Source organism: Mesorhizobium sp. B1-1-8 (assembly GCF_006442795.2).
Classification (GTDB): domain Bacteria; phylum Pseudomonadota; class Alphaproteobacteria; order Rhizobiales; family Rhizobiaceae; genus Mesorhizobium.
Genome location: NZ_CP083956.1, coordinates 75238 through 88075, shown reverse-complemented (window position 1 = coordinate 88075; position 12838 = coordinate 75238). Strand labels below are relative to the sequence as shown.

Sequence of the window (12838 nt, the reverse complement as noted above, 5' to 3'; positions counted from 1 at the left end):
TCCGACGGGTTTCGGCCATGCCCTCCGTTTCACGGCGGTAGGGATGAATCACGGAGACGAACCTTGCTTACCAAATATTTTCTACCGTTCGCGCTGGCGGCGGGGACATTGATGCTGTCCGGCGCCGGCTCGCAGGCCATGCCGATGGCCAAGCCCAACGCTGCGCCGCTGCCAGTCGAAACCGTCGGCTGGCGCTGCGGTCCGGGCTGGCACGTGAACCGCTGGGGCAGATGCGTGCCGAACGGTCGCGTGGCCATCCGCCCCGTGCGCCATTGGCATCCCGGCTTCTGGGCGCATCACCGCTGGCACCCGGGTTATTGGGGCTATTGATCGTCCCAAGGGGAGAAGAACGCCCGCCCCGGGAACGGCGCGGGCGTTTTTGTTGAGTTCCCCATGCAGTTCATTCGGTGGGCCTTCGCGCCAGCGTTCGTGATTGGCCGAAGCCCCTCAGCCTCGTCATCCTCGGGCGGAGCAAGGAGCGAAGCGACGCGGCGCAGACCCGAGGATCCATTCCGTGACGTTGAGGCGTTGTCACAATACAGAATTCTGCTCCGCTGCGCCCTTCGATTAAGGTAACGGAATGGATCCTCGGGTCTCCGCGTCCGCTTCGCTCCCGCTCCGCCCGTGGATGACGAGCTGCCAGGCGCTGGCGCCTATCGCTGATGGACAAGCTCGCGGCTCACACCACCAAACCCCGCATCGGCGACACCAGCGCCGAATCCGGAAACACCTTGTCGCCAAGCACCGCGGCCGAGAGCCCGAACTGATCGGCAAGCAGCCCCTTCAGCACCGCCCGCACATCGCTTGTCGGGGCGAGGTCGCGCTGTTCATAAAGCTGAGCCGGCTTCAGGCCGGGCCAGTCGGCGATGACGCGGCCGCCCTTGATCGCGCCGCCGGCAAGCAGCACCACCGTGCCGGTGCCGTGATCGGTCCCCACCGTGCCGTTGATGCGGGCCGTGCGCCCGAACTCGGTGATGGCGACGATCGCCGTGTCCTGCCAGCGCTCGCCAAGCCCTTGCTGGAATTCTTCGAAGGCGCCGTCGAGGCCGCCGAGCAAATTGGCCAGCCGACCGGTGGCGCCGCCTTCATTGACATGCGTGTCCCAGCCGTCGAAGGCGAGCGCCGCGATGCGCGGTCCGTCGTCGGCTGCCATCAGCTTCGCCGCGCCCTGTGCCGACTGCCGCATGCCGGCGGCATTGTCGAGGCCGCCTTTCGGCTTCATCGTCTCACCATCGAGCTGGTCGCTCGCCGCCATCCGGTCGGCGTCGAGGCCTTTCTGCAGCGCTGCCGCCAGCACCGGATCGCGGTGGTTGTAGAGGTCGAGCACGCGCGCCGCCAGCGCGTCGCCGGGTGCCGGCAAGGCCTGCGGCGCCCAGCCGAGCACGGGGGCGGCACCGCGGATCACCAGCGGCGTCGATGGCCCGACCGCCAGCCCGCCGGCTTTCGCTATCCTGTCACCGGTCGGTAGGCTGGCGAGCGCCCGGTTGAGCCATCCCGTGGTGGCGTTGCCAGGCCCTGGCAGGCCGCTCTCCAGCACATCCTGGCCGTCGAAATGCGAGCGGTCGCGATAGCCGGTCGCGGCAGCATGCACCACCGCTGCCTGCCCTGTCTTGAACAGGCGCGCGAACACCGGCATCGCCGGGTTGACGGCGAAGAAGCCGTCAAGCGGCAGCGCCGGGTTTGAACCCGAAAGCGACAGTGCGATGTCGCCATGCAAGCCGGCATAATCGGGGTCGCCGACCGGCCCGACGGTCGACAGGCCGTCGAGCGCGCCGCGCAGCACGATGACGATCAGGCGCGGATCGCGATTGTCGGCCGCACGGGCGAAGCGCGGCAGATAGGCCCATGCAAACAGCGCGCCGCCGGTCATCAGCACGGCGCGGCGGGACAGGTTGGGAGTTTCGCACAAAAGGCTCATGACCGCATCTCCGTTCGTTTTGCCGGCGCTGGAATCATCTTCGTTGGAATTCGGGCGCCATCAACAGCAGCGCCAGGCCTTGCTGCTTCGACTCCGCGCGAGAAATGGCCTGCCGCGTCTCGGCCGAGGCGGAGGCGCCGAGCAGCCGGTCGAGCATTTCGTTGGGACTGCCGATGTCGTCCGCCTGCTTCGCGGCCTGCCAGGCGATGTCGAGGCGGGTCTTCATGCCTTCGGGAGATGTCCAGGCGTCGGTCTGGTCGGAAAACCCGTTCGGGCCGGCCGGTTGCCACAACGGTTCGCCCAGGATGCTTAGCCAGCGAAGCGTTCGTTGCGGCTCGTTGCCGGTGGATGCACCGATCGCGCGGCGAAGCGCAACGACATAGTCGTAGGGCGAGCGCAGCTTGCCGAGCGGCGTCGACCAGGCTTCCGGCAAGTCGATGAGCGCCAGCGCAAGCGCCCGCAGATCGCCGTCCGTCCTGGTGAAGACTTTTGCGAGCCGGGTGACCGCCGCCGGCGGCGGGTCGTCCGCTATGAAATGGCGCGCGAGCTTGGCGGCGATATGTTGCGCCGTCGCCGGATACCGGGCGATGTCGTTGAGCGCCGCTTCCGCCTGGCCCATGCCGCCGGCCGGATAGGTCTTGCCGAGCAGCACCGCATCGCCGGGCTGATGCGCGTTGGCGTTGAAGACGAAGCTGCCGGGTTCGCCGAGCCGGCCCTTGCGCCCGGCCATTGTCCAGCCCGTGAGCATACCGGCGAAGCTGGTGACGTCGGCCTGGCTGTAGCCGGCGCCGACACCCAGCGTGTGCAGTTCCAGGATTTCGCGGGCGAGGTTTTCGTTGAGGCCGCGCTCGCGCCGTTTGCCGGCGCGCGAATCGGGCCCGATCGATTGCTGGTTGTCGAGATAGAACAGCATCGCCGGGTGGTGCTCCACCGCGAGCAGCATGTCGGCGAAGCGGCCGAGCACGAACGGGCGGATGGCCTCCCGCTCGAAGGCGCCGGCGCTCGCCCGCACGATCGGAGCCTTGGCGGCCGAGACGCAGAAATGGTTCGACCAGAAGCCGACCAGCCGTTCGACGAAGCCGGCGCCGGCGCCGAGCGCCTTAGCGAGACGCGCCTGCGCCTCCGCCCGATAGATATCGGCCTCGACCGGCGGCACGGCGGGCTTGGCTTTTGCCTCGGTCGGTACGGACGCCTCGGCTGGGGCGTCCGCTGCCGGCTGCATGGATGGCCGCGACGCCATGCTGTCCCGCGCCGCCTTGCGTTCCGCGGCCGCCGCCATGCTGGCCTGGATGGAGGCCGTGCTGTCCAGCAGCCCGGCATTGGCCGGATCGTCGGTGGCGACGAGCGCGATGTCCGGCTGCGTGAGCTCTGCCTCCAGGTAACCGCGCGCATCGCCGGCGATCTTGGCGAGGTCGTCGCTCGGCCGCGCGCCGAGCCCGAAACGGTTGAGCGCGATCAGGCCCGGATCAGGCGAGCCGGCATTTGAAACGGATGCAGCCATCGAGGGCCTCCGTCGTCAGAGGCCGACGCCGGTCGCGTCGGCCATGTGTGAAGGGAAGCTCTCACGATGCCGGACCCGCCATCATGACAGCGGCCGACGCCTTACCAGCGGCGCCAGTGATGCCAGCGGTGGTAGGGATGCCAGACCGGGCCGATATAGACGGCCGGACCGTGCCAGCCAGGGTAGACGACGCGGCGGTTGGGCACGCAGCGGCCCCAGTAGTTGGGATGCCAGCCCGGGCCGCAGCCCCAGGCGACATGTTCCACCAGCGCCGGAGCCGCCGCGACCGGCGCTATCGGCATCGCCGAAGCAGCGCTTGCCGCAACCGTCCCGCCGACGGCGAGGGCGGCAGCACCGAAATATTTCGCCAGACCGTTCATGGGATACTCCCGAAAGTTCACAAGGTTGAAACCAACCTGCCCGCAATCCGTGCGGCGGCAGGGCTGTCCCTCTCTCCCTTGAACGGCAATGCCCCGCTCATTCCGTCGCTCGTCAGGGCGAATTTTTTACTGGCGGCGTCCGCTGCCTGCCGACATGCCGCAGCAAGGCATCGGCAAGCAGGTGGCGGTCTTCCGGCGAGCCCGCTGCGGCGAATGCGACGATGCGCTGCTCCAGCCTGGTGCGGACAGTGGCATCGGCGTTGCGCGCCCGCTCCAGCGCGGCCGCCAGGGCAGCCGCGTCGAGCGTCGGCTGTTGCAGAAGGTTGGCTGCCTCGCGCCGCGCCTGCTGACCGTCGACGATGACATCGCGGGACTCCCGACGGACTTCCCTGAGAGCCTGCCGGAACGCCTTGCGGTCGCCGGCCGGGAGCCGGCTGCCTGCCGATTCCAGCGAATAGCCCGGACCGGACCGGCCGAGCAGCCAGCCGGTGCCGCCGGCCACGACGCCGATCAGGAAGACGTTGAGCACCAGCGATGCCGCGACAAGACGGGGGTTCATAGGTTTTCCTCGAGCGGATCGGCGTCGGAACCGGCATCGCCGAACGACGTCGCGTTGGCATCCATCACATAATGGTCGGAGGGCATGTCGGGGGTGACGACGGTGACCAGCGCCAGCCCGGCAACCGCGCCGGCGAGGCCGACGCCGGCGAGCCCGAAGCCGAGCCACCAGAGTTGCCGGCGCCGGCCCAGCCTGAGCTCGGTCGCGGCCTTCGCGACAATCGCGCTATGGAGCGCCGGACCGGGCGCCTCGACGCGATGCCGGTCCAGAATCGCGTCGAGCCTGCCGGCGCTCGCCAAGATGGCGCGGCCCTCCTCGGTCTCGGCAAACAGCGTCGCGCCAGCCTGCTCGGCCTGTGGCCATCGCCGCAGCGCGCCGCCATAAGCATCCGCCAGCGCGGCGAAGCGCCGGGCATCCATCGGCCCGCCGGCGGGCCTTCTGCCGTCAGCCATTTCGTTCCCCCTTCCACTTTTTCGGCGTGGCCCCCCACGTTGCATCCCGCGGAACCGGCAGTGCCCTTGCTGTCTCAGTCATCGCCATCGCCTCCGGCGAGCATTGCCTGCAGAGAGCGGCGCCCCCGCGCGAGCAGGCTTTCCAGCGCATCGACGCTGACCTGCATGGTGCTGGCCGCCTCGATGTTGGACATGTCCTGATAATACACCAGCACGATCGCCTCGCGCTGGCGCGGCGCGATGCGCTGCAGCGCTTGGCCGACACGCCGCTCGTCATCGCCGGGGAATGCGTCGGGAAGCGCTGCTTCATCGGCCACCTCCGGCAATTCGTCCGTCGTCCATTCGCGCCGGCGCCGCAGCCGGTCGTAGCAAAGGTTGAGCGCCACCCGATGAACCCAGGTGTCGAACCGCGCGCGCCCCCGGCGCCAGCCGGAAGCATGGCGCCAGATGCGCACGAAGGTCTCCTGGGCGACGTCCTCCGCCTCGGCCGCGTCGCCCAGCATGCGGGTGGCCAGCGCCAGGATGCGCGGCAGCTTGCGCGCCACCATGGCCTGCACGGCCGCCGCGTCGCCGGCGCCAACGCGGCGAACCAGATCCTCGTCCGGATCGGCGCCCATCAACCGGGGCGCTCGCAATTGTCATGGTACGGCATAACCTCTCGGTCATTGCTCCTGATCGGGAGCGGTTTTGTGGCCCGGCCGCTCGCTGGCGCTGAGCATGCCGTCGCTGTTCTTGTCCAGCCTGGCAAAGCGCTTGGCGAGCACGGCGTCGAGCTCGGACTTGTCGATGAAGCCGTCCTTGTTGGCGTCCATCCGCGCGAAGGATTTCTCGGGATCGCCCTTGCCCTTGCGCTTGGTCTGGAACGCCGTCCATTCGGCAAGGCTGATTTTGCCGTCGCCGTCGGTATCTGCGGCCGTGAATGCCTTTTCCCGACGCATCTCGAACGTCGCCAGCGTGAGGCCATGCTTGTCGGCCGCGGGCGCGCTCGGCGCCGCTGGAGCCGGCGCTGGGGCAGGAGTCGGCACCGTTATCTGGGCCAGTGCCGCGCCGGCGGTCAGCAAACCAAGGGCGGCGGCAAATATCGAACGGCAAATCATGCTTTTCGTCTCCGGTTGGGCGCAGCCATTGGCGGCCACGCTTCAGTCGTTAAACGCGGCGACGAAAGAAATCCGTCGGTTGGGCTCTATCGAGGCAACGACGACAGCCGATCCGGCAGCGCCGGAGCTAAACTCTCGAGAAGAACGAGCTCGCGAAAGACTATTTCGGCTGGTCGATCACCACCAGCTGGTCTGGCTTGAAGCCGGCATGCTGCGGCGTCCAGACGTCGCCCTCGCGGTTGAACCAGTGGCACAGATAAGTGCCCGAGGCGGCGCCGTCGCTCACGGTCATCTCCGGGCCACCGGATTTCAGCCTGACGACGTCTCCGGTCTTGAGACTATAGGGCATTTTCGACCTCCCATGCTGACGCCGGGAGTTTTCCACCAAACATGAGTCTCGACAATGGCCGTGATGCCGGGAGGGTGTGGGCACAGGGAAGCTGGTGCCGCTTGCGCGAGGCAAAGCCTCATCGCAAAACCATGGGGTCCATTCAATTCGCGTTGTTGAAAAGCTCCGAACAGCGGCTCTCGGCAGCTGCAACAGGCCGAAAAACCGCCTGGCTCGGCGCGGAAACAGGTGTCAGGCCTACGCTGGAATATGCGCCTTGCCCCTAAGGCCAGTCGCGAACAGCACGGAATATCTTGTGCATTTATTTGCACGTCATGGCTTGACCGCTGCGCAATCTATGTGCATATATTTGCACATAGATTGGGATGGCGAAGTGCCTGAGAATAACACAGCTAAGGTCAAGGCCCGCCTCGAAAGAGAGGGTTGGGTTAAGGTCGGCGGGTCAAAACACGACAAATACAAAAAAGACGGGATGCCGACGATCATGGTGCCCCGTCACCGGACCCTGACCCCACTGGTGGCTCGGTCGATCGCCAAGGCGGCGGGCTGGGAGTAGTCCATGCCCCTCGTCACAAAAACTCTGGATCCGAACAACTCACGCTTAACGCTTAACAGAAATTCCCAGCTCAAGGTTTGTTGGACTATGTCTCGCTATATCGCTCTCGTGGACGCCGCCGACGGCTTTGTCGGTGTATCCTTCCCTGATGCCCCCGGCTGCGTTGCTCAGTCAAAAGATCGGGACGAGGCCATTAAGGATGCAGTGGCCGCACTCGCCGAATGGGTGGACGAGGAAGTCGCAGAAGGTCGTCAAATTCCTGCTCCCCGCAGTATTGAGGTACTTGTAAACGATGCCGAAGTTAGGGAGGCCCTCGCTGGTGGCGCCATTTTGGCCCAGGTACCTTTGATACGCGATGCCGGCAGGCCGGCGCGGGCCAATATTTCATTGGACGCCGGCCTGCTTGCCGATGTGGATGAAACAGCCCATCGTTTGGGCGTTACTCGATCGGCTTTCGTCGCGGCTGCCTTACGGGATAAAATCCGGGAAACCGTCTAACATGCCGCCACAAATAGAACGGCCTCTGCTTGTCGAAGGGGGCGTTGTCGCGGCCCTTGCGACAGGCAGTGCTGAACACGCAGCGCTCTTGTCGGGCGATTTCCCCAGTGGCGAGGCAGTGTGTAGCCTGTCTTTCGTAGACCCTAGCCGAGTTCCTTGGCGAGTCCGATGAGAAGCCCTCCGGGCCCGCGGATGTAGCAGAGCCGATACACGTCCTTATACTGGACGACTTCGCCTACGAGCTGCGCGCCGCGATTGCGGAGCCTTTCAAGCGTCTCGTCGATGTCGTCCACGGCGAACATGACGCGGAGGTAGCCAAGAGCGTTGACCGGGGCGTTGCGATGATCCGCGACGACAGGCGGCGTGAGGAAGCGGGACAGCTCGATCCGGCCGTGGCCGTCCGGCATGCGCATCATGGCAATCTCGACGCGCTGATCGCCCAGTCCGGTGACACGTCCGGCCCATTCGCCTTCGATCGTGGCCCGCCCTTCGAGCTCAAGGCCGAGTTCGCGAAAGAAATCAATCGTCTCATCGAGGTCATCGACGACGATTCCTACGTTGTCCATTCGTTTGAGCGCCATGTGCGGAGCCTTTTCTGCGCGGTTTCTGTACAAATCCGGCGAGGCGATCAGCTAAGCTATTGAATTTTTGGTGCCGCTTGCGTGACTCGAACACGCGACCCCATCATTACGAATGATGTGCTCTACCAACTGAGCTAAAGCGGCCCGGGAAGCTCTCAGCTTCCAAGATGCGCTGGGTGATAGACTCAACCGGGCGCTAATTCAAGATGGGTGGCACGGAATTCCAGCCTTGGGATCGGCAATTCCCGGTGCTGATGGCCGCGTTGCAGCTGCGAGCGCCGTCCGGCACGGCTCTCCGCTCGAACAGAGAATACCCTGTCGGGCGGGTGGTTGGCCTCAGAGGAAGAATGACGAAAATTGTTGATTCTTCAGCAAAAACCGCCGAAATGGACCCGTACGCGCCTACAGAGGCAGCGCTTCGTCGTTGATTGATCCGTTGGCTGCGGCTAACGATCAGGGCAATGAGAGCGGACGTGCAGAGGGAGCTCGCTTGGACGCCATCGAGAAAGCGATCCGCAATGCCTTCGAGAAGGGCAATGCCGAGGACCGGGCGTTTCGCGAGAGGGTCTACCGATCGGCCTTTGCCGCGCTGGACCGCGTCCTGCAGGCCAATCCGAATGTGACGGTGGAAGCCGCCATCAGCCGCCGCAAGGCGGTGCAGGCCAAGATCGCCGAGATCGAATCGGAATTCCTGCCGGCCGTACCGGATGTGACGCTTCCGCCCGAAAGCCAGGCACAGGCTCAAAACCAGGTCCGGGAACCGGCCGTCGAGGCATCGCCGCCGGCTGCGGCGCCGGCGGTCGACGCGCCGCGACAGGCGCCTGCGGCAGAAGCAGCCTCGCCATCGATCACCGTTGACAGACCCGTGCAGCCCGCTGCCGCGGATGCGCCGCGCTCGCGCGTGCTGCCCGTGGTGCCCGACATCATGCCGGACGAGGCAGCACTTCCCGACGCGCCGACGCTGGACGATTCGCCCGGCGCTCCCGTCGGCAACGACGGCGCCGAGGTCGCGTCCGACCGCGACGAGCGGCGGATCAGGGGACGGCGGCTGCCGCTGACGGCGATCTTCGTTGTCGCGACGCTCGCCGCGGCGGCCGGCATCGGCCTGTACTTCGCCATCCAGACCGGTGTCTTCAAGACGGCGGCGCAGCTCGACACCGGGCCGCCGGAAGCACCCGCGACACTGGACGACGAGGACTCCTCGCAGCCGGCCAACACCGGCTCGCCGCAAAAGCCAGGCGAGGCGGACCAGGCCCGGAACTGGATCAACATCTTCTCGCCGAGTGATCCGACCCATGTCAGCACGCCGTCCGACGTCAATGCCGAGGTGATGAAGGACGACACCGGCTCGTTCCTGCGCATCCGTTCCGGCGCCTCCGGTTCGGCGATCGCCTTCGATGTCGGCCAGGGTGTCCTGGAAAAGCTCGCCGGCAAGCATGCCATGTTCGACATCATCGCCCGCTCGGAAGAGGGCAAGGAGACGCAGATCTCGGTCGACTGCAATTTCGGCGAGCTCGGCGATTGCGGCCGCAAGCGCTACGCGGTCGGCCACGAGCGCAACGAATATCTGTTCGACGTGCAGTTCCCCGACAAACACCCGGGCGCCGCCGGCACCATCGCCGTCAACTCCGACTTCGACAAGCAGGGCAAGTCCGTCGATGTCTACGAGATACGCGTCTTGATCGCCCAGTAATTTCGGAAGCATTTCACGCCGGGATCGTTCTTTCGAAGCAAGACCAGGAGCGTGCGCGCAAACGCCCGGCCTGGAGTGTTTCACCGTTTCACGGAAACGGCGAACCACTCCATCTCTTTGTTTTTACGCAATTCCGGACGGAAAACCGTGTCACACTTTTCCTGGAATTGCTCTCGATCGTCTGCCGCTCCATGCACAAGAAGAGGAGGACGCGATGAACACCGTGCACCCGAAAGAAGTCGAGGAAGTTCGCGGCCTGATCGAACGCTGGGCCGAGGCCGTGCGCCGCAAGGACATGGATGGAATTCTGCGTCATCACGCGGCGGATTTCGTCATGTTCGACGTGCCGCCGCCGCTGCAATCGAGAGGCATCGAGGCCTATCGTGACACCTGGCCTCTGTTCTTTGGCGCTTCGCCGCCGACGCCTGTGTTCGACATCGTCGATCTCAAAATCACCGCGGGCGCCGATGTGGCATTTGCGATCGCGCTGATGCGCTGCGTCGAGGCAAAGGCGACCGGACCCAGCGACCTCGATTTCCGGCTGACCATCTGTTTCGAGAAGGTCGACGGCCAGTGGACCTTCATGCATGAGCACCACTCGGTGCCGGCAACCGACTAAGCCTCGTCCAGCAGCGCCTGCAGCGTCTCGATGCGGTCGGCTTCCGCCGCCGGCTTGTCCCAGCGCAGCCGCGAAATGCGTGGAAAGCGCATGGCGACACCCGATTTGTGCCGCGTCGAGCGGTTAAGGCCTTCGAAGGCCACCTCCAGCACCAGCCCGTTCTTGCGGTCGGCGCGCACCGAGCGCACCGGCCCGAAGCGCTCGATGGTGTTGTCGCGGACATATTTGTCGATCTGCCTCAGCTCCTCGTCGGTAAAGCCGAAATAGGCCTTGCCGACCGGCACAAGCTCTTCGGCGCCGTCAGGTCCCGACCAGACGCCGAAAGTGTAATCGGAATAGAAGCTGGAGCGCTTGCCGTGGCCGCGCTGCGCATACATCAGCACCGCGTCGACCGTGTGCGGATCGCGCTTCCACTTGAACCACGGACCTTTCGGCCGGCCGGCGAGATAGGGCGAATCCCAGCGCTTCAGCATCACCCCTTCGATGATCGGATGCGGCGGCGCCTGACGCAGCCGCTCCAGCGCCTCCCAGCCAGGGAATTCGACCAGCGGCGAGAGATCGAAGCGGCTGGGATCGAGTGTTCCGACGAAAGCCTCGAGCCGGGCGCGGCGTTCGGTGAAGGGCAGCGCGCGTAAATCCTCGTCGCCGATCAGCAGCGCATCGTAGCAGCGCATGAAGGCCGGGTATTGCTGCTGGATTTTCGGCGACACGCTCTTGCGGTTCAGCCGCTGCTGCAGGTCCGAGAAGGTACCCGTCGCCACGCGTGGATCGCCGACCAGAAGCTCGCCGTCGAGAGCTCCGGAAAAATCCATCGCGGCGGCGAGATCCGGAAAAGCGCCGGAGACATCGTCGCCGGTGCGCGAATAGAGCCGGCGAATGCCGCCTTCGCACACCGCCTGCACGCGGATGCCGTCCCATTTCCACTCGGCGGCGTAGTCGGCCGGATTGAGTTTTTCGAGGTCTCCGTCGTCGATGGCGTTGGAGAGCATCACCGGCCGGAACAGCGCCAGCGCCGTACTTTTCGGCTTCTCGGCGCGGCCCTCGAGCCAGGCGAACAGGCTGGTGTAGGGTGGCGTCAGCCCGTGCCAGAGTTCCTCTATCTCGGTGACGTCGACCTTGCCGAGATTGGCCAGCGCCTGCTTGGCGAGCCGCGCCGAGACCCCGATGCGCAGGCCGCCGGTGACCAGCTTGATGATGGCGAACCGTGCCGAGATGCTGGCGCTGTCGAGCAGGCCGGCGAGAACCTTCGGTCCGTCGGAACGGCTTGCCGCCTGCAGCTTGCCGACCACCTCGGCCAGCGTCGGCGCATGGTTGGAGATGTACCCGGCCGGCTGCGGCCAGACCAGCGACACGGTCTCGGCGAGGTCGCCGACATAGTCGTAGGAATAGCCGAACAGCACCGGGTCCATGCGCTCGACCACCAGCGCGCGCAGCATCGCCGGCTTGACCGCCGCGATCGACAGGTCGCCGGTGATCGCCGCCAGCGCCAGTCCGCGGTCTGGGTCCTCGACGGCGCGGAAATAGTCGGTGATGAGCGTCAGCTTGCCGTTGCGCGACGGCGTCAGCACCAGCCGGTCGAGAAGTTCGGCGAAGCGGTTCAACTTAATCACCCTCGTCCTCATAGCCGACCAGATGCAGCGGCCTCGCCGCAATGCCCTCCAGCTCGCACCAGCGCACCAGCGCTTCCTCGCGGCCATGCGTGACCCAGATTTCTTCCGCGCCCGTCTCCTTGATCGTGGCGATCAGTTCGTCCCAGTCGGCATGATCGGAAATGATCAGCGGCAGCTCGACGCCGCCTTGCTTGGCGCGCTGGCGGATGCGCATCCATCCCGATGCGAAGCATGAGATCGGATCGGGAAAGCGCCGCGCCCAGCGATCGGCGAAGGCGGCCGGCGGGCCGATGACGATGGCGCCGGCAAAATCGGCCTTGCCGCCGCTTTCGACGGTCGCCGGTTCAAGCCTGCCGAGGTCGATCCCTTGGCCCTGATAGTATTCGCTGAGCTTGGCCAGCGCGCCGTGGATATAGATCGGTCCATCAAAGCCGGCGTCGCGTAAGAGCCGCATGACGCGCTGCGCCTTGCCGAGCGCATAGGCGCCGATCAGATGCGAGCGTTCGGGAAACTGCGCCGCCGATTTCAGCAGCCGCGCGATCTCCTCGCTGTCCGGCGGATGCCGGAACACCGGCAGACCGAAGGTTGCCTCGGTGATGAAGACGTCGCAATGGATGGGCTCGAAAGGCAGGCAGGTGGCGTCCTGCTGGCGCTTGTAGTCGCCGGAGGCAACAATGCGCATGCCGCGGTGCTCGACGGCGATCTGCGCCGAGCCCAACACGTGGCCGGCCGGATGGAAAATGACCGAGACGCCGTTGAGGTCGATCGTCTCGCCGAGGGTAGCGGCCTGCGTCGATCCGGCAAAATCCTCGCCATGGCGCAGCCCCATGATGTCGAGCGTCTCTTGCGTGGCCAGAACCGAGCGGTGGCCGGAGCGGGCGTGGTCGGAATGGCCGTGCGTGATCAATGCGCGGCCTACCGGCCGCACCGGGTCGATGAAGAAATCACCGGGCGGGCAGTAAAGGCCCTCCGGCCGGGGCTTGAGCAGGTCGCTGGCACGCATACCTTGAAGATAATGGCTAAAT

The 12838-nt window shown here is 65.7% G+C and carries 16 protein-coding genes and 1 tRNA gene; 5 read left to right on the top strand and 12 right to left on the bottom strand.

Translation table 11 applies throughout. The features are described from left to right. The first annotated feature begins 63 nt into the window (after positions 1–63). Positions 64–330, top strand: a complete 267-nt coding sequence (locus FJ974_RS00460) for a GCG_CRPN prefix-to-repeats domain-containing protein (RefSeq protein ID WP_226891435.1) — start codon at positions 64–66, stop codon at positions 328–330. A gap of 349 nt (positions 331–679) precedes the next feature. Here FJ974_RS00460 and FJ974_RS00455 read toward each other — a convergent pair whose 3' ends face one another. The 8 genes from FJ974_RS00455 to FJ974_RS00420 form a co-directional block, all read right to left on the bottom strand. After that, positions 680–1918 (bottom strand): DUF1501 domain-containing protein, encoded by a 1239-nt coding sequence (locus FJ974_RS00455; RefSeq protein ID WP_140533384.1) that lies wholly within the window; start codon positions 1916–1918, stop codon positions 680–682. 34 nt (positions 1919–1952) lie between these two features. Next, positions 1953–3419, bottom strand: a complete 1467-nt coding sequence (locus tag FJ974_RS00450) for a DUF1800 domain-containing protein (RefSeq protein ID WP_140533383.1) — start codon at positions 3417–3419, stop codon at positions 1953–1955. Between the two features lie 101 nt (positions 3420–3520). After that, positions 3521–3799, bottom strand: a complete 279-nt coding sequence (locus tag FJ974_RS00445) for a GCG_CRPN prefix-to-repeats domain-containing protein (RefSeq protein ID WP_140533382.1) — start codon at positions 3797–3799, stop codon at positions 3521–3523. Between the two features lie 112 nt (positions 3800–3911). After that, on the bottom strand, positions 3912–4358 hold the full coding sequence (locus FJ974_RS00440; protein ID WP_140533381.1) for a periplasmic heavy metal sensor: 447 nt from the start codon (positions 4356–4358) through the stop codon (positions 3912–3914). Beyond that, positions 4355–4810 (bottom strand): hypothetical protein, encoded by a 456-nt coding sequence (locus tag FJ974_RS00435; RefSeq protein WP_140533380.1) that lies wholly within the window; start codon positions 4808–4810, stop codon positions 4355–4357. The genes FJ974_RS00440 and FJ974_RS00435 overlap by 4 nt, the downstream gene beginning before the upstream one ends. Before the next feature lie 74 nt (positions 4811–4884). After that, the gene (locus FJ974_RS00430) at positions 4885–5427 is read right to left on the bottom strand and encodes an RNA polymerase sigma factor (protein WP_140533379.1); all 543 of its coding nucleotides are present in this window, start codon (positions 5425–5427) and stop codon (positions 4885–4887) included. Positions 5428–5472: 45 nt separating this feature from the next. Then, complete coding sequence (locus FJ974_RS00425; protein WP_140533378.1) at positions 5473–5907, bottom strand: EF-hand domain-containing protein; 435 nt, start codon at positions 5905–5907, stop codon at positions 5473–5475. Positions 5908–6067: 160 nt separating this feature from the next. Next, entirely contained in the window at positions 6068–6256 is a 189-nt protein-coding gene (locus FJ974_RS00420) for a YodC family protein (protein WP_140533377.1), read from the bottom strand. A 337-nt stretch (positions 6257–6593) separates the two neighbouring features. On the opposite strand from FJ974_RS00420, the gene FJ974_RS00415 reads away from it, so the two are divergent. Both FJ974_RS00415 and FJ974_RS00410 read left to right on the top strand, forming a co-directional pair. Beyond that, the gene (locus FJ974_RS00415) at positions 6594–6812 is read left to right on the top strand and encodes a type II toxin-antitoxin system HicA family toxin (protein ID WP_140533406.1); all 219 of its coding nucleotides are present in this window, start codon (positions 6594–6596) and stop codon (positions 6810–6812) included. A 3-nt stretch (positions 6813–6815) separates the two neighbouring features. After that, complete coding sequence (locus FJ974_RS00410; RefSeq protein WP_226891434.1) at positions 6816–7310, top strand: type II toxin-antitoxin system HicB family antitoxin; 495 nt, start codon at positions 6816–6818, stop codon at positions 7308–7310. A gap of 143 nt (positions 7311–7453) precedes the next feature. Here FJ974_RS00410 and FJ974_RS00405 read toward each other — a convergent pair whose 3' ends face one another. Further along, positions 7454–7891, bottom strand: a complete 438-nt coding sequence (locus FJ974_RS00405; RefSeq protein WP_140533376.1) for a VOC family protein — start codon at positions 7889–7891, stop codon at positions 7454–7456. A gap of 68 nt (positions 7892–7959) precedes the next feature. Next, positions 7960–8035 (bottom strand) — tRNA-Thr (locus FJ974_RS00400). A gap of 346 nt (positions 8036–8381) precedes the next feature. Here FJ974_RS00400 and FJ974_RS00395 point away from each other — a divergent pair. Further along, positions 8382–9584 carry a hypothetical protein gene (locus FJ974_RS00395; RefSeq protein WP_181177122.1) on the top strand — a complete coding sequence of 401 codons (1203 nt, stop codon included), beginning with the start codon at positions 8382–8384 and terminating at the stop codon, positions 9582–9584. 214 nt (positions 9585–9798) lie between these two features. Further along, positions 9799–10203, top strand: coding sequence for a YybH family protein (locus FJ974_RS00390; protein ID WP_140533374.1), 405 nt, complete (start codon positions 9799–9801; stop codon positions 10201–10203). Here the strand turns inward: FJ974_RS00390 and FJ974_RS00385 are convergent. Beyond that, the gene (locus tag FJ974_RS00385) at positions 10200–11804 is read right to left on the bottom strand and encodes a cisplatin damage response ATP-dependent DNA ligase (RefSeq protein WP_140533403.1); all 1605 of its coding nucleotides are present in this window, start codon (positions 11802–11804) and stop codon (positions 10200–10202) included. The genes FJ974_RS00390 and FJ974_RS00385 overlap by 4 nt on opposite strands. Position 11805: 1 nt before the next feature. Then, complete coding sequence (locus tag FJ974_RS00380; protein ID WP_140533373.1) at positions 11806–12816, bottom strand: ligase-associated DNA damage response exonuclease; 1011 nt, start codon at positions 12814–12816, stop codon at positions 11806–11808. Positions 12817–12838 lie beyond the last annotated feature (22 nt).